Genomic DNA, 23,531 nt, shown 5'->3' with positions numbered 1-23,531 from the left:
GCTCAGACAAAAAACCAGGGATATCAATTCGCCACACTTTTTCATTAGGCCGCTACACTTTTGTTCAGGTATTTAAAAGTGATTGCTCAAAACCGCACATTCGCGGCGCCATGGAGGCTCAATGAACGACGAGCTGCAACACTTGAAGAACTTGGGGAAAACATCCGCCCAATGGCTGCACGCGGCGGGCATCCACAGCGCCAATGATCTGCGCAGGCTCGGGGCAGTGAGCGCCTATCGAGCGGTAAAGGCACGCGGTTTCAGAGCATCAAAAGTATTGCTTTACTCGATTGAGGGGGCACTACTCGATGTTTACTGGAACGAGCTACCGGAAGCACATAAGGCAGAATTAAACGGCCAACTTGACGCTGGAAGCTCACGCAATAAGAGCTAGCTCACAACCTCAGTCAAGAGTGATTTACCAAAACAGCAGCCCGGCATATTGTCGGAGGGATGTTCGTGCGTTTATGTCTGCCAAGCCAGTTCAAGGAATCACATTATGTATCTACTCGGGGAGCAACCCGCTTACGCCGACCAGCTGATTAACCGACTGCAGAATATCCCCAGTCAAATGCTGGAAGGTCTAGCCCCCTCAGGCGAGATCATTCATGTAGATCAAAATGATGACCTTAATGCGTGCCTGCCCTCCAATAGCCTGTTCATCATTGAAAATGGCTTGCTGCATGCACTGGTGGATGAACGCCCGCTGTTCTACTTGCAAGAAGGCGACCTGCTCGGGTTGCGTCAGGGCCTTGACTTGCCAAGCTGTCGCTACAGTTGCGATGAGCCTCTGAGCTTGATCCCCTATTCACGCGCTGATGCGTTCAATCACATCTATGCCGACCAGAACCGTCAAGAGCTGCTGATTCAATACCTGATCGGCCACACCGCTTTGCTGTCAGACGCATTGGTACGCCTAAAGCAACCAGACATTCGCCCCTCTACCGGCTTCCAACATTTTGCCGCAGGTGAAGAGCTGATTCACCAAGGCGATGAAGCTGAGCACGTATTCGTGATCATCGAAGGTCATGCCGAGGCATTCGTCGACGGGCATAAAGTCGGTGATGTGCAGAAGGATGAGATCTTCGGTGCTATGGCCGTATTCACCCGCGAGCCACGTAGCGCCACGGTTATCGCCTCAGAGGCTTGCACCGTCATGCTGATTCCCAAGGATCAGTTCCTTAGCCTGATGCAAAGCAACCCGCGCATCGCTCACAGCCTGATAGAAAACATGGCCCGGCGCATCGACCTGCTCAACAAAGAGGTCACCCAGCTACGCTTGAGCAACGAGGCGAAGTAATTATACGCAGCACTCTGCGCACGAATAAAAAGCCGGTTAACCACCGGTTTTTTTATGCCTGCAAACAACCAATAGCGGCCGCCAAGAAAAACTTTCAAACGGCTGTTGACATGATAATGAGAATTGTTATTATTAACTCAACTGGTCGCGAGATCAGCCGATATTCTCTAGAGACCTTCAGTCGGACTCTTCGGATTATCTCCTCATCAGGCTAATCACGGTTATTGACCCGGCACTTTTGCCGGGTCTTTTTTTGCCTGCGAAAAGGTGTCCAAAATTAATTTTATTAGACTGTTGACATGATAATGAGAATTGTTATTATTCAATCATCTGATCGCGAGATCAGCTGATAACCTCAAGAGACCTTCAGTCGGACTCTTCAGATTATCTCCTCATCAGGCTAATCACGGTTATTGACCCGGCATCTTTGCCGGGTCTTTTTTTGCCTGAGCAAAAGTGCCTGCACCAAGCTGGGCATTGGGTCGACGCACGGGGGAGTAACACCGGGGAGTAATTGCTTGGTGGACAAGCTTCGCGTTGTCACACCCTACTTTGAAAGCTAAATAGTTCGCCGTAGGTGGGTAACGCTTTTATACCCACCATTCGTCTGTGCGAATCCTTGGATGCCTGTTTCTAGCGCTTGCGCATTTCAGCACAATAATCCTTATCTTCGACCGCTGCGGTATACCAGACGTAATCCGCTTGCTCAGCGCTCACCGGTTTGCCCACTTCACTGAGAATCAGTACAGCATTGGTCGCTGTATTGTTCAGATCACGCAGATGCACAGGCACGCCTACGTCGCGGCGTACGTGAAAGGCTCCTGCCAGCAATACCGCAGGTTTGCTTGCCTGTTGCAGGCGCTCAGCCATGCGCCGGTCACGCTGCTGTTGTACCGCCAGCATGGCTGGCATTTGGCTGTCGGGAAGTAAGCCACAATGCGACTCACGGATTTGCTCAAGCAAAGGTTCACGTACGGCGTCAGAGGTTGATACCGGCCCACTCAGAGCAGGCTGCTTGCGGTAGATCTGCATCATCTCTGTGCGATCAAGATTTGCAGCCAGCACACTCGCCGGCTGCGCTAGCGCATAACGCACAATCGGGCCATACATCGACCAATCCCACCCCTTTTGCCAGTCCAGTTGCTGGGTTAAATCTGCAACCGGCTGACCTGCACGCAAGACCTTTTGCGCATGATCGACTGCGTTTTGCTGGCTGCTAGTGAGCATTTCCAGCAGTACGCTGCCCTGCTCACGCTGGCTGGCCATTGCCTGCAATAGCCACAGTTCTAAAGCATGGTGATCGAGATTATCGTGCTGCTCGCCCACCAGCACTTGGCTTGCAGCAGACAGTCTTTCAACCAACTCTGTAGACGTCAGTATTTCGCCACTGCGCAAATCCTTGATCAAGCCAAGGTTGGCAGCGTCTCGCCCTTGCGGGCTTTGCCATTCAGGCAGCGTCGGCAATGCCGCCTGACAGCCCGCCAGCAGAACCATAAGTAGAAATATTGCTTGGCGCATACCAGTCCTTATCGTGCAATTACCAGCGGATGCCCCCGCTCGGGATGCTGCTGAATCAACACCTCAAGGCCAAACACCTCACGCAGCGGTTCAGCGTGGAGCACCTCTGCCGGGCTGCCGAGCAAACAGGCCTTACCGCGATCAAGCAGTAACAACTGATCGCAATAACGCGCAGCCAGATTAAGATCATGCAAAATCACCATCACCGCCGCGCCGCCCTCAGCAAAGGTGCGGGTAGCCTGCAGTGTGGTGTGTTGATGGAGTGGATCCAGCATCGAAGTGGGTTCATCCAGCAGCAGGGTTTGCCCTTCGCTACCCGGCCATAATTGCGCCAGCACACGCGCCAAATGCACACGCTGACGCTCACCGCCAGACAACGCCAAATAGCTGCGGCCCGCCAAATGCATCGCATCAGCCGCGGTTAGAGCGTGCTTGATAATGTCAGCATCACTCGCGGCACCACTGGCGTGCGGCAAACGGCCCATCGCCACGACTTCTTCAACCAGAAAGCCAAAGTTCAGCGTCGAGCTTTGCGGCAGCACCGCTAAGCGCCGTGCACGCTCAGTGCCGGACCAATCCGCTAAGCGCTGTTGATCGAGGTAAACTTCACCTTCAGCGGTTTCAAGCTCGCCACTTAAAGCACCGAGCAAGGTGCTTTTGCCCGCACCATTGGGACCCAGCACACCCAGCACCTGGCCGGGCTGCAGCTGCAAGCTAATCCCGGATAACACGGTGCTGGGTCCACGTTTGACCGCTATATTTTCGGCTCGCAACATCAGGCGCGCCCTCGTACCAATAAATAGAGAAAGAACGGCGCACCGATTAACGCAGTAACAATGCCGATAGGCAACTCTGCAGGTGCCAGCAACAAGCGCGCGAACAAATCAGCGAAGAGCAACAAACTAGCCCCCGCCAATGCCGACGCAGGTAGCAACAAGCGATGATCCGGTCCTGCCAGCAACCGAACGACATGTGGAACGACCAAGCCTATAAAACCAATCATTCCCGCAGCAGCAACGGCAGCACCAACACCCAGCGCGGTGCAGAACACCAACTCACGCTTGACCCGCTCGACATCAATACCTAAATGCCGCGCCTCAGATTCACCAAGCAATAGTGCATTTAAAGCGCTGGCGCGACGCGGCAACCATAAACCCACAGCAACGGTGACCAACAGCAATGGCCAGAGTCGTGGGTAACTGGCGCCATTGAGACTGCCAAGGTTCCAGAATGTCAGGGTGCGCAGTGTTGCGTCATCCGCCAAGTAGGTGAACAAGCCAATTGCAGCACCCGCCAACGCGGTCAAGGCGATACCCGCCAGCAGCATGGTGCCGACATTGGTGACGCCGTCGCGGCGACCTAGCCGATACACCACCGCAGTCACCACCAGGCCGCCAGCAAATGCACAAACCGACAATAGATAGGGTGAAATCGACGCAGGTATTCCGCCGAACATCGCCCCGCCGACAATCGCCACCGCTGCACCTAAAGCCGCACCGCTCGACACACCGACCAAGCCGGGATCAGCCAGCGGATTGCGAAACAGACCCTGCATCGCCACCCCGCACAGCGCCAATACGGCACCAACAGCAGCGCCTAACAGGCTGCGCGGCATGCGGATCCGCTCAATGATTAATTGCGCTTGCTCAGCGCCCGTCACAGGCAAACCCAGTAGATGAAGTAACGCCTTCGCAGTATCAGCGAGGGACAGGCTCACCGGCCCCAGAGCCAAAGACAAGCCGAAGGCACACACCAGCAACACACCCAGTGCAATCAGCAGTGAGCGCGGTTGGACAACTAGATTCATGGGGTCAACTTGGCATCAGCGGTCAAAGGTTGGCTCTCAGGATAAAAGGCTGCGGACAAGGCCGCCAGCCCATCCGGCAAACGCGGCCCCAAACCACCGACCAGCAACGTCGGGTCAAGGCTAATCAGGCGCCCCTCACGAGCGGCCCGAGTCGCCGCCAGCGCCGGGTTTTGTTCAAGCAATGCTCGTTTGGCTGATTCGCCCTCAAGGCTGCGATCAGCGATCACGATCACCTGCGGATCAAGCCCGATCAGCGCCTCACTCGACAACGCCTTATAACCGCGGTGGTTCGCCAGATTTACACCACCCGCCTGCTTGATCAGCCAGTCTGCCGAAGTCTCTATCCCGCCAGCCATAGGGCTGCTGCCTGTATGCCCCAGCAACAACAAAACTTTCGGCGCCGCTTGATTTAACTGTGCGCGGTCAACCCATTGCTGCTGGCGCTGTAAACGCTGTTTATAGGCGCCAAACACCTGAGTGGCACGCGGCTGATCACCCAGCAACTGACCAATGCGCTGCAAGCTCGCTTGTAATGCGGATAACTGCGGGCTGACCGACAAACGCTCAATATTCACACCCGCTGCCTGCAATTGGCTAAGCACTGGCGGTGGCCCCATTTCATCGCTGCCGAGCAACACGTCCGGCTTCAACGCGAGAATACCTTCGGCGGCAAGCTGACGTTGATAACCGATGCTTGGCAACTCGCGCAATGCAACTGGATGCTGGCTGGTGGTATCGACGCCGACCAGTTTTGACTCGCCACCCAACTCAACCACCCACTCACTAATAGAACCACCCGCACTGACCCAGCGCTGTGGCAGCGGTTCGGCCTGGGCAATGTTCCAGAACATCAAACCCGCCGCGATGCTTACAACAAATCCGCCAATCCCCATATTCATAAACTCCATGACAACAATCCGGTAACGGCGCTAGCGCATACCTGCGTTAGCGCCAGCGCGATAAAACAGTAGCCGCTAAGGCGCTACTACCGGCAGCGACTCGACCAGCTCGCGCCATGTTCTAAGTTCTGGGATACCTGGCTTGCGTGCACCAAAGAGTTGGATCGCCAATTCGCCATCAGCATCAAACGCCTCAAGACTGGTGATCACGCCATCACTACTCGGTTTACGTACCCGCCAAAGCTCAGTGATAGCAGGGGTTTTAAGGTGCAGATTGAATTCTGGATCGAGCACATTGAACCATGTGTCCATCCAACGCAGCTTGCGCACTGGGCCCGTATGAATCTGGATACAGTGACGATTGCCGACAAACACCATAATAGCGATGTCCCGCTCCCCCGCCTGCTCCATGGCGCGGGTCAACTCAGACGGGTCCAAAGGTTCGGCCCACTCCTCACCCGCAAGACGCAGCGCTTGAGTCCGCCCAGCACCGTGCTTTTTCAGCAAAGCAAAAAAGTGATGGGTGTCTTTGAGTTCAGACCAGCCTTGGCGCAACGTCTGCTGATTTATCTCGCTGTCGGGCTTAACCGCCAGAGGCTCTGGAGGCGCTTGCAGTTGCAACTCGGTAGATTGCTGTGGCGCACGGAACCGCTCAACCAATGGCTCCCAGGCCGCTAATTCACTGGTCTCCGTCAAGAATACCTTGTGCACAGCCGTGCCTTGATGATCAAACACCTGAATACTGCGTTGGATGCCCTTGTCGGTTTGCTCGCTGATGGCAAATACACTGCCCCAACCGCCAAGAAACAAACGCAGGTCAATATCTGCCGAGACTACCAAACCCATTTTCCCGCCAGCACTCACGGTAACGTCGCGATAAACACTCTTGCGCTCATGCACGCAGTGCTCGTTGCGAGTCAACGCCATCACATAGCCCAACTCGCCCAACGCAGGCAGCAACTCTTCCCACTCAGGCCGTAAACGCACGGTATCTACCGCGAGCCGACTGGCAACCAGTTCGGCCTCGCTAACGCTCAAGTGCACCGCAGCATCACGCGCGCGTAGTCGTGACTGATCACCGCGTAGTTGTTGCCACTTTCGGTACAGATCACTGGCTTGGACCGGATTGAGATTGCTCATAACTGATCAGACTCCTGACTTGACGGTTATTCCACTGCTGTAGCGCTGATGTGCACAGCAGCAAAGGGCGATGGGCATTTTTATTCGCTAAATTGATTTGATAATCATTTGCATTAGCATATCAATCTCATTACTGTTTGCGCAAATTCCAACAAGCACTCACAGAAGCTGCCCAACACACCATTCAGGAGTTTTCATGTTTGCCAATGCACCCTTTCCCTTGCGCTCATACCTCGCGCTCATGTTGCTCAGCCCGTCCTTGAGCCTTGCGGCAACGGAACCGGCTCAACTCGCCGACACGGAAGTGACCGGAGCACCGATACAAGCACCTTTGCCGACCAAAACCCGCACCGATGCCGAAGCGCTGGACAAGCGCTTTATCCGCAGTTTTGACGACCTTGGGCGGCGTTCTGAACCTGGGGTTAACTTCAATCGCAGCAATGAGAGCATCAATATTCGTGGGCTTGACCGTGATCGCGTGTTGACCACCATCGACGGTATTCGCGTGCCTTGGATGACCGATGGCGCACGGAGTCAGGGGCCAACCGGCGGTGCTCAAGGCGGCTTGGATGCAATTGATTTCAATAGTTTGTCGGCGGTGGATATCGTTCGCGGCGCAAACTCCAGCCAGGCTGGTTCCGGGGCACTCGGCGGCGCGGTGCAGTTATTCACCCTCAACCCGGATGACCTGCTGAGCGAAGGCAAAGACTTTGCCACGCTGATCAAATCGGATTACGACAGCGCAGATAACAGCTGGGGACTCAATGCTGCGTTGGCCGGGCGCTACAACAACACCAAATGGCTGTTACAAGCGGGGAAACGCCAAGGTGATGAACTCGAAACCTCGGGCAATGACAATCTCTTGGGCACGCAGCGTACCGAAGCCAACCCGGCAGATGTCGACCGTCACAACACCCTGTTCAAGTTACAACAAGGCTTCGACGGTGGGCACCAGCTAGGGTTTACCGCCGAATATTTCAAACGCGAAAATGACATCGACACTCGTACAAGCCAAGGCAGTACCTACCTTGCTGGCGAAAACAGCACTCAAGAAGACACTAAACGCCAACGTCTATCGCTCGACTATGACTTCAAAGCAGAAGACAGCGGAGGCTGGTTCGATCGCGCGCATGCGATCACCTACTGGCAAAAAATCGAACGCGAAGATGATCAAGACGCCGTGCGCGCACTCGACTCACGCGCAGGCATTCCAGACTTTGTATTCCAGATGTTTGGCGTGCCGGAAAACCCATACAAATACCCAAGCGGAGTTTTCCAGCGCAATAACCGTATCGAAAAAACCCTTTACGGCTTCACCGGCGAGGTCGGCAAAAAGCAGCAACTGGCTGGCCTGGACCACGATTTCAGTCTGGGCGGTGAGTTGTACTGGATCGAGACCCAGCAAGCGTCAAAAGGTCAGGACAATTGCCCCGCGAACCTGATCACTCCATCGCCAAGCTCACCCGTTTACATGGGGCCAAGCGCTTGCGACTTCCTGCACACCAATCAAGCCGACAGCCCTGAAGCCAAAGGCCGCCAATGGGCGGTGTACGCCGCAGACGAAATCAGCTTTGCTGACGGCGTATTCAAACTGACTCCCGGCCTGCGCTACGACGCATATAAAGTTGAACCCGATGCAGGCGGCGACTATGCCAACAACGTTAACCCCAACAACAACGCCTCACTCACCGACAGCGACGACAGCAAACTGTCCGCCAGCTTGCTGGCAACCTGGCAAGTAGCTGAGCAAGCGCTGCTTTATGCGCAATGGGCGCAAGGCTTCAAAGCGCCAGACGCCACTCAGCTGTACATGAATTACGGTGCCTCGGGCACTTACTTGCGCGTCGGTAACCCGGATCTAAAGCCAGAAGAAAGTAACGGTTATGAGGTCGGTGGCCAGTTTGGCAACCGTCAATTAGGCGGCTCGCTGAGCCTGTTCGACAACCATTACAAGAACTTTATTGATGAAGGCGTCACCCTCGACAGCCAGCAAATCGCCGAACTCGGGCTCGATGCGGCGGATTATCCATTCGGGGTAACGCGCACTGAAAACCGCGACAAAGTTCGCATCTACGGCGCCGAAGCGACCGCCCATTGGGGCTTTGTTCAAGACTGGAAACTTTGGGGCGCTGTGGCCTGGGCACGCGGTAAAGACCGTAAAACCAATCAAGACCTGAACTCGGTAGCGCCACTGACCAGCACAATCGGCCTGAGCTACGAGCATGAGCGCTTTGGCAGTGACTTGATGCTGACCGCCGCCAGCGCTCGGGACAAGGTCGAGACAGACGCTGATTTTAAAGCCCCTGGCTACGGTGTCGTGGACATGACCGCCTATTGGCAGCCAGCAGCCTTGGACGGGGTCAAGCTGCAAGCGGGCGTCTTCAACATCCTCGACAAAAAGTATTGGAATGCACTGAACGTTCCGGATGGCGCGCTCGTCCAGCCTGACGATTACTACAGCGAAGTCGGGCGCAGTGTACGGGTGTCAGCCTCTTGGCAGTACTAATGAACCACTGAGAAATGGTGGATAAAAAAGCGCTATCCACCCTACCCGACTTAACGATCAACCAAGGTGCCTCCGGTGGGGTGTGACAACGCGAAGCTTGTCCACCAAGACGCAACACCGAAACGTCCAACCGGAGCGCTCTGTTTATAAGTCTAAAAGTGGTGGATAAAAAAGCGCTATCCACCCTACCCGACTTAACGATCAACCAAGGTGCCTCCGGTAGGGTGTGACAACGCGAAGCTTGTCCACCAAGACGCCACCCCAGCTTTCGAATTGCGCAGGGATGCGCCCCTATCTTGCTCGCCACCCGTTACGCGATAATGCGGACTAATTGTGGAGAGCCTGATGATATATCTATGCGCCAGCGAGGCGCTTGCAGAAAACCAGAGCCTGGGCTTTGAAGTTGCCGAGCGGAAGTTACTGGTCGTGCGTAAAGACGCTCGGGTATTTGCCTACTACAACAGTTGCCCGCATCGCGACGTCCCACTGGAATGGCAGCCCAACCAATTTCTCGACAGCAGCGCCAGCTTGATCCAATGCGCCACCCACGGGGCCTTGTTCCTTATCGACTCTGGCGAATGCGTCGCCGGGCCATGCGCAGGTCAATTTCTGGATGCCCTGGACTGTAAGGAAGACGCCCAAGGAATCTGGGTCGACATCACCGCACAGCCTGTATGAGCCTTTAAGGCATCAGGGCCAAGCGCCGCGCGACACGAATTCCAGCCGGGCTGATATCCACACCGTAAGCCAATACTTCAACGCCTGCCAGTTTGGCCTCAAGCAAGGCCGCTGCGTAAGCCGGATCAATTTCACTGGCCGCGCGCACCGCCGTGATCCCAGACAGGTTCACACAATAAAGCTGCACGGCGCGCACGCCGTCTCTGGCCAGAGCTGCCAATTCACGCAGGTGCTTGGCGCCGCGCTCGGTACGTGCATCGGGGAATGCCGCGACATCAGTATCGGCAAAGCCCAAGGTGACACTTTTAACTTCGACAAAGGCGAAGCCTGAAGGGTATTCAAGCCGAAAATCAATCCGACTGCGCTCCTGCCCGTAAGGCACTTCGCGCTTGAGTGCGGTAAAGCCGTTTAGCTCGCTAATCAGCCCAGCATCAAGCGCTTCTTCAACCAAGGCATTCGCTCGCCCAGTGTTGATACAGGCCAGACGGCCATGCGGGGTCTCGCCTATTTCCCAACTGCCCGGCAACTTGCGCTTCGGGTCATTGGAACGGCTAAACCAGACCCGCGCGCCCTCACTCATGCAATTAAGCATTGAGCCTGTGTTGGCACAATGAATCGTCAGCAACTCGCCGCTGCTGGTTTCGATATCTGCCAAAAATCGTTTGTAGCGGCGCAGCAATCGCCCTTCTTCTAGCGGTGGATCAAACTGCATGTGCACTCCAGCTTTTCAGGCCACGAGTAATACGCTCGACCGCTTCCTGTAAGCGCGGCAAGCTTTGCGTATAGGCAAAACGTACATGTTGCGCGGCCTGATAACGGCCAAAGTCCAAACCCGGAGTGAAAGCGATGTGCTCGGTTTCAAGAAAGTGCTGACAAAAAGCAAAGGCATCGCCGCCGAAAGCCGAGATATCTGCATATAGATAGAAGGCGCCCTCTGGCTCAACCGCAATTTTAAAGCCCAATTCGCGCAACGCTGGCAGCAAGAAGTCGCGCCGCTTGGCAAACTGCTCACGACGCTGCTCAAGAATCTCGATAGTTGCTGGCTCAAAACAGGCCAGCGCAGCATGTTGCGCCATGCTTGGCGCACTGATGTAGAGGTTCTGCGCCAACTTCTCAAGCTCAGGCACAGCCGCTTCAGGCGCGACCATCCACCCCAAGCGCCACCCGGTCATGCCGAAGTACTTGGAGAAACTGTTGAGTACGAAGGCGTCATCATCGACCTCAAGCACACTGGCCGCCTCAACACCGTAAGTCAGGCCATGATAAATCTCATCCACCACTAAATGGCCGCCGCGCTGCTTAACGGCCTGCGATAAACCGGCCAGCTCTTCGCGCTGCAAGATAGTCCCAGTAGGGTTAGCCGGTGATGCCACCAAAGCCCCAACACTTGAGCTGTCCCAATGCCGTGCAACCAACTCGGGCGTCAGTTGATAGCGCACATCAGGACCGACCGGCACCAACTGCGCGGCGCCTTCAATCAAACGCAAAAAATGCCGGTTACAGGGATAGCCGGGATCTGCCAATAGCCAGTGCTTGCCTGGGTCAACTAGCAAACTGCTGGTCAGCAGCAATGCGCCGGAGCCGCCCGGGGTAATCAGAATCCGCTGCGGATCAATATTCAGCCGATAACGCTGGGCATAAAAAGCCGAAATCGCCTCACGCAATTGCGGTATCCCGCGGGCCGGGGTGTAACGAGTATGCCCCGCCGCCAAGGCAGCCTGCCCAGCAGCAACTATGGGCGCGGCCGTGGTGAAGTCCGGCTCGCCGATTTCAAGATGAATAACATCATGCCCCTCAGCTTGTAACTGATTGGCGCGGGCCAACAGCGCCATCACGTGGAAGGGTTCGATCGCGCGGCTGCGTGCACTGTATGGCTGGGCCATGAAACTGCCTTGGCAAGTAAACAAACGGTGGATTCTAACCAACCAGCAGTTAAAACGGCAGTGAGCTCACATTGAAAGGTCTTCAATGAAATAAAATCATTTAAATCCGCGGTTTATTACCAACTTATTTAAGCAGGCGCAGAAAATAGCCAGAAGCCACCTAATACAGGCTTTTACTGCTGACGCGAGGTCGGATTACCAATAAAAACAGGTTCATATAAACCGTTCTACTACTCAAAACCGCAATATGCTAGACAACCGGGAGTAGCGCGATGGGTATTGATCTGGTAAGTTCGCCCGCTTGCAGCCGCAGGGCCGACCGAAAATCGGCAAAGGGATATCATCCTGCGCAGTAGAATTGAGAAAGTGAGAGGCGGTCATCCATGCCCACCAAAGCAAAAGCAAAAAGCGGTCAACTGATTCGTGGCTTCGAACCCTACCAAGAGAGTAAGGGTGAGGAGTACATGGGTGAGCCTATGCGTGCGCACTTCACCGGCATCCTCAACAAGTGGAAGCTGGAGTTGATGCAAGAAGTCGATCGTACAGTGCATCACATGCAGGACGAGGCAGCCAACTTTCCTGATCCAGCAGATCGTGCAAGCCAGGAAGAAGAGTTCAGCCTGGAACTGCGCGCCCGCGATCGTGAGCGTAAGTTAATCAAGAAGATTGACGAAACCCTGCAGTTAATCGAAGACGAAGATTACGGCTGGTGTGAGTCGTGCGGCGTTGAAATCGGCATCCGCCGTCTTGAAGCCCGCCCGACCGCAACGCTTTGCATTGACTGCAAAACGTTAGCGGAAATCAAAGAAAAACAGGTCGGTTCCTGATCTGAAAAACGGGGCGCTAAGGCGCCCCGTTTTGTTTCTATCCTGTGCCGTTTCTATCGCGCACATTCGCATGCATTAGCTTGTCTAAACCTGGCTCGTTAGCATGAATAATTCTGCCTACATCGGGCGTTTCGCCCCCACGCCTAGCGGTTACCTACACTTCGGCTCTCTCGTCGCAGCCCTTGCCTCGTATCTCGACGCGCGCGCAGTCGGTGGACGCTGGCTGGTACGCATGGAAGATCTCGACCCTCCTCGCGAAATGCCTGGCGCGCAGGCGGCAATCATGACCTCGCTGGAGAACTACGGATTCGAATGGGACGGTGAATTGGTGCGCCAAAGCGAGCGCCATGAACACTATCAGCATGTTTTAGAAGACCTTTTCAGCAAAGGTCTGGCCTATGCCTGCACCTGCTCACGCAAGCAGCTGGAAGCTTACAACGGGATATACCCGGGTTTTTGTCGCAACTTAGGCAAGCCACTCGACAACGCAGCAATACGCGTGCGTGTGCCTGAACTGATGTATGACTTTACCGATCGTGTGCAGGGTGAGTTTAACCAGCACCTCGGCCAGGAAGTCGGTGACATGGTGATTCGCCGTCGCGATGGCTTGTATGCCTACCAACTTGCAGTGGTTCTCGATGATGCATGGCAAGGGATTACCGATGTGGTGCGTGGTGCAGACCTACTCGACTCAACGCCGCGCCAGCTGTATTTGCAGGAACTACTTGGTTTCGCTCAGCCACGTTACTTACATGTGCCGCTGATTATTCAGCCTGATGGCCATAAACTGGGTAAGTCTTATCGCTCGCCGCCGTTAAAAGCTGATCAGGCAACTGCGCAACTGCTACGCGCCATGCGCGCCTTGGGCCAAGCGACACCAGCTGATGCAGCAGACTCGCGGCCTCAAGAGCTACTCAAATGGGCGATCCAGCATTGGGACAGCAACCTGATACCGCGCAAGCTCACACTGGCTGAGGCCGAACTGCGCTAGATATGCGCAACGTACTTACCTTGTTCCCATGCATTCACAGGACCCCAAATGAAAGCTCAGCTCGAAGAATTGATCAGTAAAATTAGCTCGGGTTGCATGCTTCCTGAAGAAGTGGCAAAAGTTGCCGATGAAGCGGCGCAGGCCTATGCCGACCCGCAGGCGTTTCTGGCCGCTAACCCAGACATCAACTATGACGACAGCTTTCCTATCCCGCTGGGCGAGTGGGTGGTGATCGGCAGTCTGCCGGAAACCGTGCTGTTTCAGGCCGACAGCTACGACGCCTTGTTCCAGCAGATTGTCGACTCGTTCGGGCCGCAGGTCAGCTTTGTACTCAAGCCCAAGCAACTGGTGAAAGTCGAGCCGCTAAAAGCGCTTAACCGTATCCAGGTACAGCTCAGCAGCCTGAGCCCGGAAACCAAGGGTTATGTGTTGCTTGATTTGAGCGAACCCTTGGATGACGAGTTGCAGGCGGTGCTGGTTTACAGCACTGACCTTGAGCGCGTCATGGCCTTGGCGGTTGACGCCGGGATCTATGCAGCGCCGGCCTATGAAGCCCTGAAAGCGGCGCAAGCTGAGCAATAAACGGCGTCGCGCCGACCATAAGTCGGCGCAACGGTATTGCCAAACAAGCTACAACTTGCCGTCCAGCGCTCGCAGGAATAATTGGCTGTACTGCGCTGCACTGAACGCAATCGGGTTGGTGCCTGCCGAGGCATCAGCTTGAGCCATAGTACCGACACGTTCGATCTGCGTATCATCGATGCCAATCTCGGCCAAGCTGTGCGGAATGCCCACCTCCTCACGCAGCGCCAGCACCCAGTCAAGAACACCGTTGAAACCCACATCCGGCAAATCCAGATAGCGCGCCAACTTATCCATCTGCGGCGCAATTTGGACCTTATTCGCTTGCAGCACATAGGGCATCAGCACGGCGTTGAGCAAACCATGGTGCGCGTCATACAGGGCACCGAGCGGATGCGCCAAGGCATGCATGGCTCCCAGCCCACGCTGAAATGCCGTCGCGCCCATGCTCGATGCCACCAGCATCTGCAGACGTGCTTCCACATCATCTCCATGCGCGACCGCTCGAGGTAGAAATTGCTGAACCATGCGCATGCCTTCAAGCGCAATGCCTTCAGCCATTGGGTGAAACAGCGGCGAGCAATAGGCTTCAAGATTGTGTGACAGCGCATCCATGCCCGTTGCGGCAGTGATTCTGGCAGGCAAGCCAAGGGTTAATTCCGGATCGAGAATCACCACGGCCGGGAGCATTCGAGCATGGAAAATAATGCGTTTGATATGGGCATCGGCATCGGTGATCACCGATGCACGTCCGACTTCGCTGCCGGTGCCAGCGGTGGTCGGTACCGCAACCACGGGCGCCATGCCCGCAACATTCACCCGGTTGCAATTGTCGCCAATATCTTCGAAGTCCCAGAGCGGCCGGTCTTGCCCGACCATCAGTGCAATGGCTTTACCGGCATCCAAGGCCGAGCCACCGCCAAAGGCAATCACTCCGTCGTGTCCGCCAGCTTTGAACGCGGCGACGCCAGCCATGACATTGTCACCGGTCGGGTTACCCTTTATCGCCGAGAACACACCAACTTTCAGCCCACCATCTCGGCACTGCGCCTGCGCGGCTTCAAGCATCGGTAATGCAGCAAGACCGGGATCGGTCACGATCAACGGCGCGTGCATACCAAGACTATCGCAAGCCTGCGCCAGCTCGGCGATACGCCCGACACCGACGCGCATGGCGGTCGGGTAGTTCCAGTTCATCCGGTACTGATCAAGACTCATATCGACCTCACAATTCGGTTTTGAAGTGAAAGGATTTTGCCCGGGTCAGGTGCTCGAAGCCGACACTGGACAAGGTGCAGCCACGCCCAGAGTTCTTCACTCCGGTCCAGGCCAGTGCAGGGTCCAGATAGTCACAACGGTTGAGAAACACAGTCCCTGCATGGACTTGATCGGCCAGCGCCATTGCCCCGTCTATATCGCGACTAAAAATTGCCGCGGTCAAGCCAAACTCACTGTCGTTCATCAGGGCCAAGGCTTCCTCATCATCCTTGACCTTCTGCACCCCCACCACCGGGCCAAATGATTCCTCGGTCATCACCCGCATACGGTGATCAACATCGGTCAGCAGTTGCGGCGCCAAATAGGCGGTGCCGCGCTTATCCATGGCAAAGTCTGCCGGATCAATATGCGCAGTAGCGCCCTGTCGGGTCGCTTCCTCTATTTGCCCACGGACAAAATCAGCCGCCTGGGGTTTTACCAAAGGCCCCAAGGTGGTTTCCGGGTCATCGGAACGGCCCAGCTTGTAGGTATTAACCAGCGCCACTGCTTGCTTGACGAAGTCTTCATACAGCGACTCATGCACATATATGCGCTCAATCGCGCAACAGGATTGCCCCGAATTGAAAAAGGCACCGTCAATGGTGGTTTCCACTGCATGGCTCAAATCTGCATCGGCGCGCACATATGCGGGGTCTTTGCCACCAAGCTCCAGTCCGGTGCTGATGAAGCGTCCGGCAGCAGCACGCTCGACCATCGCCCCGCCCGGCACCGAACCGGTAAACGCCACGTGCTGTACGGCGGGTGCTTGTATCAGTTTTTCGGTGTCTGCGTGGCTCAGGTGCAAATATTGGAAGACCCCTTTAGGCAGCCCGGCTTCATGGAACGCCGCCACCATGCGTTCTGAGCACAGCGGCGTTTGCGCAGAATGTTTAAGCAATACCGTATTACCGGCCAACAATGCCGGAAGCACCGCATTTACCGAGGTGAGATAGGGGTAATTCCAGGGAGCAATAACCAAGGCAACGCCCAGAGGCTCACGGCGGATAAAGCGAATGAAACCATCTTTCTCGGGTAACTGAATATCCGCCAGTGCCTGCTCGGCAATATCGGCCATGTAAGTGGCACGCTCGACAAACCCTTTGATCTCGCCGGCGGCGTAGCGGATTGGACGGCCCATCATCCAGCACAACTCTTGCGCCAGCAGGCCTTCTTTAGCGCTGAAAGCCTCAATCGCTTTGCGCGCGATAGCAATGCGCTCGCTCAAGGGCGTCTGTTTCCAGTGCAACTGGGCTTTTTCAGCCTGCGCCACTGCTGCGCCTATCTCATGGGTCGTCGCCAGTTCTCGCTCGACATAGACCGAGCCATCAATGGGTGAAATACATTTCAAGGTCGTCATAAAACACTCCAAACATTCACCAAGCCTTGCCATCTTGGAGCAAGGGTAAGCAGTCTTTGCCTGTGTTAGATAATTTCGAAGTAGCGCTCCAGCTCCCAGTCGCTGACATGGCGACGGTACTCACGCTCCTCCCACTCACGACTTGCCGCAAAGTGCTCGACAAAGGCATCACCAAACATCTCACGGGCAGCACTGGAGGCTTTTAAGCGCTGGGCCGCGTCCCACAAGGTGCGCGGCAGGGCCAAGTGTTCAGGGTGCTGTTGCTCGTAGGCGTTACCCACGATGGGGTCGGTCGGCTGCCACTTTTGCATGACGCCATAGAGGCCCGACGCCAGAGCCACAGATAAAGCAAGATAAGGATTGGCGTCCGCTGCACCGAGGCGGTACTCCTGGCGCTGGGATTTATCGCCGCCGGGGATGACCCGCAACGCAGCGGTACGATTCTCGACACCCCAGGTCGCATCGGTCGGCGCCCAGAAACCAGGAATCATCCGCCGGTAGCTATTGAGCGTAGGCGCGACCATGCACAAAAACTCCGGCATCAAGCGTTGCTGCCCCGCCAGAAAGTGACGCTGCAGCTCACTCATATTGTGATCTTGGCTAGGGTCAAAAAATGCCGACTTGCCATCGCTGCGGTTACGCAGCGAAACATGAATATGCCCGCTCTGCCCCGGATACTTTCCCGACCACTTGGCCATAAAGGTCGCCATCAAGCCGTTACGTTGAGCCAAGACCTTCATAAAGGTCTTGAACAGCGCGCCTTTATCGGCAGCATCTGCGGCATGGTCATAAGCGAGCGCGGCTTCGAGCACGCCCGGCCCGGTTTCGGTGTGCAGGCCTTCGATAGGGAAGTCCATGATCTCCGACATTTCGAGAATCTGATGATAAAGCTCAGCGTGCACCGAGTTACGAACCATCGAGTAACCAAACCAATCCGGCGTGAATGGCTTGAGGTTGCGATAGCCCTTTTCGCGCACCGACTCGGGCGTTTCATCGAACATGAAAAACTCATATTCGAGCGCTGCAAAAGGGTCATAACCCATGTCTTGGCAGCGCTTGATAACCTTGCGCAACGTGCCGCGCGGGCAGACTGCTTCAGCTTGCTGATCAAACTCTGCAAGGAACAACAACATGCCGTTCTCGAACGGAATATCGCGGCACGTATTGGGTAAAATGCGCACCGGCGCATCGGGGTAACCGGTGTGCCAGCCGGTGTAGCTGGCGTTGTCGTAAAGCTGGTCTTTGACATCCCAGCCGAGCACTACATCGCAGAATGCAAACCCATGTTCCAGCGATGAATAGAATTTGCTGCGGCTCATGTATTTACCGCGCATGACGCCGTCGTTATCAAACAGACCGACTTTGATATGACTCAGGTTTCGCTCCTCGATAATGCGCTTGGCATCCTCGATGGTTTTCACATCACGCGGATTGAGCATGACACCCCCTGTCGAATTATTTTGGCTACCAATCAATCGCAAACAGCCTTAAACGCACAACGCCTGAGCCGGCTTAAACGCTGGCTCAGGCGCTTGCGCTTGATGCTTAGCGATACGGCGAGCCAGCCTTGGCCATCAGTGCATTGTATTTTTTGAATATCTCGACCACTTTGGCGCAGCGCGGACTGGTCTTGGCAATTTCATCCCAAAACACTTGTGCCTCGTCTTCAACTTTTTTCCACTGCTCCGGTGGAATACTGGTCAATTGCAACTTGCTGCCCTCAACCCGCAACTGCGCTTCACCACCCCAATACCAGTGTTGGCGGTAGTAGTTGGAGCTGTCCATGCACAGCTTGAACAGGGTTTGCAGATGCTCCGGCACCTCGGCCCACTTTTCAGAGTTTGCGAAGTAGGAGCCGCACCAGGCGCCAGAAATATTATTGGTCAGGAAGTACTTGGTGACGTTAGCCCAGCCAACAGTGTAATCCTCGGTAATCCCGGACCAGGCAATACCGTCGAGTTCACCGGTTTGTACGGCTACCTCAACATCTTCCCAAGGCAAGGTCACTGGAACCACACCAAAGCGGGAGAGGAATTTCCCGGCGGTAGGAAAGGTAAAAATACGCTTACCTTTGAGATCGTCCAGACTCTTGATCGGCTCAACCGTGGCAAAGTTGCACGGGTCCCATGCACCAGCACCGAGCCAGGTCACGCCCTCAACTTCACCGTAGGCTTCTTCCCAGATTTCCTTGAGCCCGTACTTTTCAAACAACACCGGCACATCCAGGCTGTAACGTGTGGCAAACGGGAAGTAACCACCAAACACCGCAACATCGACTGGCGCCGCAATGGAGTCATCGTCACTCTGCACGGCGTCAATCGTGCCGCGCTGCATGGCGCGAAACAACTCGCCCGTAGGGACCAACTGGTCGGCAAAATACAACTGGATTTCCATCTGCCCGTTAGCGGCTTTGTTGAAGGCGTCGATGGACGGTTTGATAACGTGCTCAGCCAGTGCCGGGCCAGCGTAGGTTTGCAATCGCCAGGTGATCTTTTTCGGTTCGGCTGCGTAAATATGGGCCGAACCCAGCGCTGTAGCCCCAACTGCGCCGGTAGTCACCGCAGCGGTCTTCAGAAAATCGCGTCTCGTACTCATGCTGTGCTCTCCAATAGTGTCGATTCAGATGCAATACAACCGCAGATCGGCGCCCACTCTTGCGGTGGGCGCGCTTTATCAGGCTCGCGAATACTCGCTAACCTGGTTGTGCGCACAACCTGAACAACGCGCACGGTTTAACTGATGCACACCTCAACGCCCGTAATGCCATTGCGGCAGCCACAAGGCTATTTGCGGGAACACCATCACCAACACCAGCGCCAGTACCATGATCAACACGAACGGAGTGACGGAGACATAGATATCCCGCAAGGTGACTTCAGGCGGCGCCATGGCGCGCATCAGAAACAGGTTGTAGCCAAATGGTGGCGTCATATAGGCAATCTGGCAGGTGATGGTGTAGAGCACGCCATACCAGACCAGATCAAAACCTAATGCGCCGACCAGAGGCACGTATAACGGCGCGACAATCACCAGCATCGCTGTGTCGTCGAGAAACATACCCATGAGGATGAATGAGACCTGCATCATGATCAGCACTTGCCAAGGGCTCAGGTCCATGCGGTCAATAAAGAACGCTTCAATCGCCTTGACCGCACCCAGACCATCAAACACTGCGCCGAAGCACAGCGCTGCAAGAATGATCCACATGAACATGCAGCTAATCGCCAAGGTCTTGCGCATCGTCTCTTCCATCACCACGCGGTTCAAGCGGCGCTTGAACAGTGCCGCCAGCGTTGCAGCCGCAGCGCCCACCGCAGAACTTTCGACCAGGCTGGTGATGCCCATCAGGAACAAACCGGTCATGCTGAAAAAGATGAATAGCGGCACGATCCCGGCTTGCAACAAGCGAATTTTCTCACCCCAGGTAATGTCCTTGCGCTCTTCTTCGCTAAGTGCCGGGCCAAGCTCAGGCTGCAAGCGACAACGAATCGCGATGTACAAGACAAACAGCCCGGCCATCAGCAAGCCGGGAAATACACCGGCCAGCCACAATTGCCCAACAGGCTGGCGGGCGATCATGCCGTAAAGCACCAGCACCACACTCGGCGGAATCAAAATACCTAATGAACTGCCAGCCTGAATAACCCCGGTGACCATAATCTTGTCGTAGCCACGGCGCAGTAGCTCGGGCAGCGCGATGCTGGCGCCAATCGCCATACCGGCAACGCTCAAGCCGTTCATTGCCGAGATCGCCACCATCAGGGCAATGGTGCCAATCGCCAGACCGCCATTGAGCGGCCCCATCCACACATGGAACATGCGGTAAAGATCATCAGCCAAACCGGATTCAGAAAGCATGTAGCCCATGAACACAAACAGCGGCAAGGTCAGTAGCGGATACCACTTCATCAGCTTCATGGCTGCACTGAACGCCACTTCAGAACCCCCGTCGCCCCAAAGCATCAACGCTGCCACAACAGCGACAAAGCCAATAGCGCCAAATACCCGCTTACCGGTCAGCAGTAACAACATCATTGAAGAAAACATCATCAGGGCGATGAGTTCATACCCCATTACAAGGTCTCCCCACGCGCTGCAGCGATATCTTTGAAGAAGGTGGCGATTGCCTGCAATAGCATCAGGAAGACACCAATGCACATGACGATCTTGATCGGCGCCATAGGTGGCGACCATGCGGAATAGCTTGTTTCCTTATATTCGAGGGCATACATCGTTGATGAAATGCCGCCGTAGAGCAAAAACACCAGATAGAAGATCAGCAATAGCACGGTGAATGCATCAACCAGTGCCCGCGTGGCTGGCGACCAACGACTGTAAATCAGGTCCATGCGCACATGTGCATCAAGCTGCATCGAATAGGCGCCGCCAAGCAAAAAGTAAGCGACCATCAAAAACTGCGCGCTCTCTAGCGTCCACTCAGCCGGCTGGAAGAAGGTCTTACTGAATGATGAATACAACAGGACACCCAACATGGCGAAAATCAAGTACATCGCAAAACGGCCAACCAGCCGATTGATTTTCTCCACCCCCCTGACAAAACCACAGATAAGCCTGCGCATGGCAATCCCTGCTTTCTCATAGTTATCTCGTCAGCCTAGTCGAAGATCGGATAAAACCAACCCGGGTCGCTCGATACGCGAGCAGCCAGATACGATCTCGGCAGGTTTCAGACGCCGGACAGAGCCAATACGGTGATACGGGACGCTTAATCACCCAGAAAGGTGCTTAGCGCAGCGCTGGTGCGCAGAGGATCTTCTTCTTGCGGAACGTGACCGAGGTCTTGAAATATCACCAAACGGCTACCGGCAATATCTGTAGCGAATCGCTCAGCATTGAAAACAGGGATCAGACGGTCCTCGCCGCCCCAGATAATCAGAGTTGGCACCTGCAGTTGCTTTAACTGCGCATAACCGGTGTTCTTGACCTGATCAAACCGCTCGCGCAGCGCTTGGCGATTACCTTCACGCAGGGTGAGCTGGTAGTAACGATCAATCAGTTCATCCGTGACCTTGGACGGGTCGCCGTAGACATTGCGGACGCTGGACTCGATCATTTTGTATGGCAAAATTTTACCCATCAATGGCGCTAGGATCGGGTTTTGCGCCAGTCGAAAACCCAACGGTACTGAATTCGATTGGCGCGGGTAACCAGCAGCATCAACCAATACCAGATGCCCAACCTGTTGCGGCTGTTTGAGCGCATACAGCCAGGCTAACTGGCCACCAAAACTATTGCCGACCAGGGTCACCCGCTGCAGCTTAAGCTGCGCCAATAACTGCTCCAGAAAGCGCTGGTAATGCTCGACCGTGTAATCGCCGTCTGGGAATGGGCCGGTTAAGCCAAAACCCGGTAGATCAATACTGATCACTCGATGCTTTTGCTCAAGTTGCTCAACCCAGCCTTGCCATGTGTGCAGGCTTGCAGACGTGCCATGCAGTAATAACAGCGGCTCCGGATCATCTCGCGGTCCCTGATCACGTATATGCACCTGCATACCATGGAGATCCACAAACATCGAAGGTGGCGGTGCCCAACGCGCTTTCAGTTCATCGAGCGGCAGATCCGGGGCCCAGTTGAACACTACAAACCCGCAGATAAACAGGATTAATGCCAGCACAACACCGCGCAACAACTTCATAAGGCGACGCATTATTTATCCTTGTTCCGGGGCTTTGCGGGCGCAGCCTCGCGGCTATCAGCAAAGCACGTGGCGGTGATTCATCCCGTCATAACCCAGCGTCACGCAAACGCTGCGCATGCTCAACGTAGAGGCGTACAGGGTCGGCACCTTTACCGACAAGACCAAAGGTCTGGTTAATGATATCGAAGTGATCCAGCGGGTAATCATCACCAATAACTGTGCCCAAATGCGAGCTGTAGCGACCGACCATGCCGTCACACTGGCCCTTTTCTCGGCGAAAGGTCCTGGCGAAGACTCGGCACGCCACATTTGGACCATCAAACCGGTTACCGCCGCGGTTGGTGATACCTGGCTGCAAAGTGCCAGACCACGAATAATAGCGAACCCCATTGACCTCAGCCGCGCCTTCACCGCCCCATGTCTGTGGCAAACCTTGCGGGTATTTGCGGTTGAACTCCGCCACCCCGGCGCTGGTTAATGAGCCATGTGCCGCTGCGATATCCACAGGCAACGGTGGCCCTTTATAACCTTGCTCCAGCCATCTCATCACCCGGACACAGCCACGTAGCAACAGCCTCAGACACCTCTCGGTAAAGCTGCCAGCCGCCGCTTTATAGGCTAGATAATCGCCCAACTCTGAGCCGTGATTTGGCCCTGCGACTGAGGTTACAGAAGCCACCCACTCAGGATGTAAGGCTGCCGCGTAGCGTGCCGTTAAAGCCCCTTGACTGTGCCCTAGAAGATGTACTTTCTCTGCACCGGTTTTGGCCAATACATCACTGATATGTGCCAATAGCTGCTCGCCGCGTACCTCGGTAGAGTTCAGCGGCGAAACCTGAACCGCGTAGGTTTTGGCGCCTGCGGCACGCAACGCGCTGACAATCCCATACCAATAGGGATACCCGAGCAAACTCACGTAGCCCAACATTCCTGGAACCAAAATCATCGGATAGCGCACAGTCGCAGATGGGGCCATCAACTGACTTCCTTGTTTCATCTGATTGAAAGAGTCACGGTGATACACCCGTGCACCGGCTCACTAAACGAATCAGCTTAGCCGACCGGGCTAAAACAGTATGTCTAATGCAGGTTTGTGGATGTTCCGCACCCATCATCAGCACAAT

The 23,531-nt window shown here is 55.3% G+C and carries 22 protein-coding genes; 7 read left to right on the top strand and 15 right to left on the bottom strand.

What is annotated here, in order from left to right; genetic code table 11:
• The first annotated feature begins 121 nt into the window (after nucleotides 1-121).
• Both ACN0UH_RS15830 and ACN0UH_RS15825 read left to right on the top strand, forming a co-directional pair.
• Nucleotides 122-394, top strand: a complete 273-nt coding sequence (locus ACN0UH_RS15830) for a TfoX/Sxy family protein (RefSeq protein WP_087515845.1) — start codon at nucleotides 122-124, stop codon at nucleotides 392-394.
• Between the two features lie 105 nt (nucleotides 395-499).
• Nucleotides 500-1,300, top strand: coding sequence for a Crp/Fnr family transcriptional regulator (locus ACN0UH_RS15825; protein WP_417662956.1), 801 nt, complete (start codon nucleotides 500-502; stop codon nucleotides 1,298-1,300).
• A 633-nt stretch (nucleotides 1,301-1,933) separates the two neighbouring features.
• Here ACN0UH_RS15825 and ACN0UH_RS15820 read toward each other — a convergent pair.
• From ACN0UH_RS15820 to ACN0UH_RS15800, 5 genes are all read right to left on the bottom strand, one after another.
• Complete coding sequence (locus ACN0UH_RS15820; RefSeq protein ID WP_417662955.1) at nucleotides 1,934-2,818, bottom strand: ChaN family lipoprotein; 885 nt, start codon at nucleotides 2,816-2,818, stop codon at nucleotides 1,934-1,936.
• Between the two features lie 8 nt (nucleotides 2,819-2,826).
• Entirely contained in the window at nucleotides 2,827-3,549 is a 723-nt protein-coding gene (locus ACN0UH_RS15815; protein WP_417662971.1) for a heme ABC transporter ATP-binding protein, read from the bottom strand.
• Nucleotides 3,550-3,593: 44 nt separating this feature from the next.
• Complete coding sequence (locus ACN0UH_RS15810; RefSeq protein ID WP_417662954.1) at nucleotides 3,594-4,625, bottom strand: FecCD family ABC transporter permease; 1,032 nt, start codon at nucleotides 4,623-4,625, stop codon at nucleotides 3,594-3,596.
• Nucleotides 4,622-5,476 carry a heme/hemin ABC transporter substrate-binding protein gene (locus tag ACN0UH_RS15805; RefSeq protein WP_417662970.1) on the bottom strand — a complete coding sequence of 285 codons (855 nt, stop codon included), beginning with the start codon at nucleotides 5,474-5,476 and terminating at the stop codon, nucleotides 4,622-4,624. Before ACN0UH_RS15805 ends, ACN0UH_RS15810 begins: the two co-directional genes overlap by 4 nt.
• Nucleotides 5,477-5,599: 123 nt before the next feature.
• On the bottom strand, nucleotides 5,600-6,664 hold the full coding sequence (locus ACN0UH_RS15800; RefSeq protein WP_417662953.1) for a hemin-degrading factor: 1,065 nt from the start codon (nucleotides 6,662-6,664) through the stop codon (nucleotides 5,600-5,602).
• A 196-nt stretch (nucleotides 6,665-6,860) separates the two neighbouring features.
• Between ACN0UH_RS15800 and ACN0UH_RS15795 the strand changes: the two genes are divergently transcribed.
• Together ACN0UH_RS15795 and ACN0UH_RS15790 are read left to right on the top strand one after the other, a co-directional pair.
• Nucleotides 6,861-9,170: a TonB-dependent hemoglobin/transferrin/lactoferrin family receptor gene (locus tag ACN0UH_RS15795; protein WP_417662952.1), complete on the top strand. Its 2,310-nt coding sequence runs from the start codon at nucleotides 6,861-6,863 to the stop codon at nucleotides 9,168-9,170.
• Nucleotides 9,171-9,515: 345 nt separating this feature from the next.
• Nucleotides 9,516-9,848, top strand: a complete 333-nt coding sequence (locus tag ACN0UH_RS15790) for a Rieske (2Fe-2S) protein (RefSeq protein WP_417662951.1) — start codon at nucleotides 9,516-9,518, stop codon at nucleotides 9,846-9,848.
• Between the two features lie 4 nt (nucleotides 9,849-9,852).
• Here ACN0UH_RS15790 and sfsA read toward each other — a convergent pair whose 3' ends face one another.
• Both sfsA and ACN0UH_RS15780 read right to left on the bottom strand, forming a co-directional pair.
• On the bottom strand, nucleotides 9,853-10,560 hold the full coding sequence (gene sfsA / locus ACN0UH_RS15785) for a DNA/RNA nuclease SfsA (RefSeq protein WP_417662950.1): 708 nt from the start codon (nucleotides 10,558-10,560) through the stop codon (nucleotides 9,853-9,855).
• Nucleotides 10,550-11,731, bottom strand: a complete 1,182-nt coding sequence (locus ACN0UH_RS15780; protein WP_417662949.1) for a pyridoxal phosphate-dependent aminotransferase — start codon at nucleotides 11,729-11,731, stop codon at nucleotides 10,550-10,552. The genes sfsA and ACN0UH_RS15780 overlap by 11 nt, the downstream gene beginning before the upstream one ends.
• Nucleotides 11,732-12,114: 383 nt before the next feature.
• On the opposite strand from ACN0UH_RS15780, the gene dksA reads away from it, so the two are divergent.
• From dksA to ACN0UH_RS15765, 3 genes are all read left to right on the top strand, one after another.
• A complete protein-coding gene (dksA, locus tag ACN0UH_RS15775) occupies nucleotides 12,115-12,558 on the top strand; it encodes an RNA polymerase-binding protein DksA (protein ID WP_010487649.1) in 444 nt (147 codons plus the stop codon).
• 103 nt (nucleotides 12,559-12,661) lie between these two features.
• The gene (gluQRS, locus tag ACN0UH_RS15770) at nucleotides 12,662-13,549 is read left to right on the top strand and encodes a tRNA glutamyl-Q(34) synthetase GluQRS (RefSeq protein ID WP_417662948.1); all 888 of its coding nucleotides are present in this window, start codon (nucleotides 12,662-12,664) and stop codon (nucleotides 13,547-13,549) included.
• Nucleotides 13,550-13,597: 48 nt separating this feature from the next.
• Entirely contained in the window at nucleotides 13,598-14,131 is a 534-nt protein-coding gene (locus tag ACN0UH_RS15765; RefSeq protein ID WP_417662947.1) for a hypothetical protein, read from the top strand.
• 48 nt (nucleotides 14,132-14,179) lie between these two features.
• Here ACN0UH_RS15765 and ACN0UH_RS15760 read toward each other — a convergent pair whose 3' ends face one another.
• The 8 genes from ACN0UH_RS15760 to ACN0UH_RS15725 all read right to left on the bottom strand — a co-directional run bounded on the left by ACN0UH_RS15760 (nucleotide 14,180) and on the right by ACN0UH_RS15725 (nucleotide 23,383).
• Nucleotides 14,180-15,349 (bottom strand): iron-containing alcohol dehydrogenase, encoded by a 1,170-nt coding sequence (locus ACN0UH_RS15760; protein ID WP_417662946.1) that lies wholly within the window; start codon nucleotides 15,347-15,349, stop codon nucleotides 14,180-14,182.
• Between the two features lie 7 nt (nucleotides 15,350-15,356).
• Nucleotides 15,357-16,745, bottom strand: a complete 1,389-nt coding sequence (locus ACN0UH_RS15755) for an aldehyde dehydrogenase family protein (protein WP_417662945.1) — start codon at nucleotides 16,743-16,745, stop codon at nucleotides 15,357-15,359.
• A 65-nt stretch (nucleotides 16,746-16,810) separates the two neighbouring features.
• Complete coding sequence (locus tag ACN0UH_RS15750; RefSeq protein WP_417662944.1) at nucleotides 16,811-18,184, bottom strand: glutamine synthetase family protein; 1,374 nt, start codon at nucleotides 18,182-18,184, stop codon at nucleotides 16,811-16,813.
• A 106-nt stretch (nucleotides 18,185-18,290) separates the two neighbouring features.
• Nucleotides 18,291-19,340 carry a TRAP transporter substrate-binding protein DctP gene (dctP, locus tag ACN0UH_RS15745; protein WP_417662943.1) on the bottom strand — a complete coding sequence of 350 codons (1,050 nt, stop codon included), beginning with the start codon at nucleotides 19,338-19,340 and terminating at the stop codon, nucleotides 18,291-18,293.
• A gap of 153 nt (nucleotides 19,341-19,493) precedes the next feature.
• Entirely contained in the window at nucleotides 19,494-20,819 is a 1,326-nt protein-coding gene (locus ACN0UH_RS15740) for a TRAP transporter large permease (protein ID WP_417662942.1), read from the bottom strand.
• Complete coding sequence (locus ACN0UH_RS15735) at nucleotides 20,819-21,325, bottom strand: TRAP transporter small permease subunit (RefSeq protein WP_417662941.1); 507 nt, start codon at nucleotides 21,323-21,325, stop codon at nucleotides 20,819-20,821. The genes ACN0UH_RS15740 and ACN0UH_RS15735 overlap by 1 nt, the downstream gene beginning before the upstream one ends.
• A gap of 146 nt (nucleotides 21,326-21,471) precedes the next feature.
• A complete protein-coding gene (locus ACN0UH_RS15730) occupies nucleotides 21,472-22,416 on the bottom strand; it encodes an alpha/beta fold hydrolase (protein ID WP_417662940.1) in 945 nt (314 codons plus the stop codon).
• A gap of 76 nt (nucleotides 22,417-22,492) precedes the next feature.
• On the bottom strand, nucleotides 22,493-23,383 hold the full coding sequence (locus tag ACN0UH_RS15725; RefSeq protein ID WP_417662939.1) for an esterase/lipase family protein: 891 nt from the start codon (nucleotides 23,381-23,383) through the stop codon (nucleotides 22,493-22,495).
• Nucleotides 23,384-23,531 lie beyond the last annotated feature (148 nt).

The sequence above is a fragment of the Pseudomonas sp. genome, from assembly GCF_048265905.1.
In the GTDB taxonomy this organism is placed as follows: Bacteria; Pseudomonadota; Gammaproteobacteria; order Pseudomonadales; family Pseudomonadaceae; genus Aquipseudomonas.
Note: the sequence above shows the minus strand (reverse complement) of the source record. Positions and strands in the feature narration are given on the sequence as shown.

What these genes read in the sequence shown, in the direction of transcription:
- dksA (WP_010487649.1), top strand. Translation starts at nt 12,115, where the DNA reads ATGCCCACCAAAGCAAAAGCAAAAAGCGGTCAACTGATTCGTGGCTTC.
- ACN0UH_RS15805 (WP_417662970.1), bottom strand. Translation starts at nt 5,476, where the DNA reads ATGTTCTGGAACATTGCCCAGGCCGAACCGCTGCCACAGCGCTGGGTC.
- ACN0UH_RS15795 (WP_417662952.1), top strand. Translation starts at nt 6,861, where the DNA reads ATGTTTGCCAATGCACCCTTTCCCTTGCGCTCATACCTCGCGCTCATG.
- dctP (WP_417662943.1), bottom strand. Translation starts at nt 19,340, where the DNA reads ATGAGTACGAGACGCGATTTTCTGAAGACCGCTGCGGTGACTACCGGC.
- ACN0UH_RS15830 (WP_087515845.1), top strand. Translation starts at nt 122, where the DNA reads ATGAACGACGAGCTGCAACACTTGAAGAACTTGGGGAAAACATCCGCC.
- ACN0UH_RS15825 (WP_417662956.1), top strand. Translation starts at nt 500, where the DNA reads ATGTATCTACTCGGGGAGCAACCCGCTTACGCCGACCAGCTGATTAAC.
- ACN0UH_RS15780 (WP_417662949.1), bottom strand. Translation starts at nt 11,731, where the DNA reads ATGGCCCAGCCATACAGTGCACGCAGCCGCGCGATCGAACCCTTCCAC.
- ACN0UH_RS15755 (WP_417662945.1), bottom strand. Translation starts at nt 16,745, where the DNA reads ATGACGACCTTGAAATGTATTTCACCCATTGATGGCTCGGTCTATGTC.
- ACN0UH_RS15740 (WP_417662942.1), bottom strand. Translation starts at nt 20,819, where the DNA reads ATGGGGTATGAACTCATCGCCCTGATGATGTTTTCTTCAATGATGTTG.
- ACN0UH_RS15725 (WP_417662939.1), bottom strand. Translation starts at nt 23,383, where the DNA reads ATGGCCCCATCTGCGACTGTGCGCTATCCGATGATTTTGGTTCCAGGA.
- ACN0UH_RS15820 (WP_417662955.1), bottom strand. Translation starts at nt 2,818, where the DNA reads ATGCGCCAAGCAATATTTCTACTTATGGTTCTGCTGGCGGGCTGTCAG.
- ACN0UH_RS15810 (WP_417662954.1), bottom strand. Translation starts at nt 4,625, where the DNA reads ATGAATCTAGTTGTCCAACCGCGCTCACTGCTGATTGCACTGGGTGTG.
- ACN0UH_RS15735 (WP_417662941.1), bottom strand. Translation starts at nt 21,325, where the DNA reads ATGCGCAGGCTTATCTGTGGTTTTGTCAGGGGGGTGGAGAAAATCAAT.
- gluQRS (WP_417662948.1), top strand. Translation starts at nt 12,662, where the DNA reads ATGAATAATTCTGCCTACATCGGGCGTTTCGCCCCCACGCCTAGCGGT.
- ACN0UH_RS15765 (WP_417662947.1), top strand. Translation starts at nt 13,598, where the DNA reads ATGAAAGCTCAGCTCGAAGAATTGATCAGTAAAATTAGCTCGGGTTGC.
- ACN0UH_RS15760 (WP_417662946.1), bottom strand. Translation starts at nt 15,349, where the DNA reads ATGAGTCTTGATCAGTACCGGATGAACTGGAACTACCCGACCGCCATG.
- ACN0UH_RS15800 (WP_417662953.1), bottom strand. Translation starts at nt 6,664, where the DNA reads ATGAGCAATCTCAATCCGGTCCAAGCCAGTGATCTGTACCGAAAGTGG.
- ACN0UH_RS15750 (WP_417662944.1), bottom strand. Translation starts at nt 18,184, where the DNA reads ATGCTCAATCCGCGTGATGTGAAAACCATCGAGGATGCCAAGCGCATT.
- ACN0UH_RS15790 (WP_417662951.1), top strand. Translation starts at nt 9,516, where the DNA reads ATGATATATCTATGCGCCAGCGAGGCGCTTGCAGAAAACCAGAGCCTG.
- ACN0UH_RS15730 (WP_417662940.1), bottom strand. Translation starts at nt 22,416, where the DNA reads ATGCGTCGCCTTATGAAGTTGTTGCGCGGTGTTGTGCTGGCATTAATC.
- sfsA (WP_417662950.1), bottom strand. Translation starts at nt 10,560, where the DNA reads ATGCAGTTTGATCCACCGCTAGAAGAAGGGCGATTGCTGCGCCGCTAC.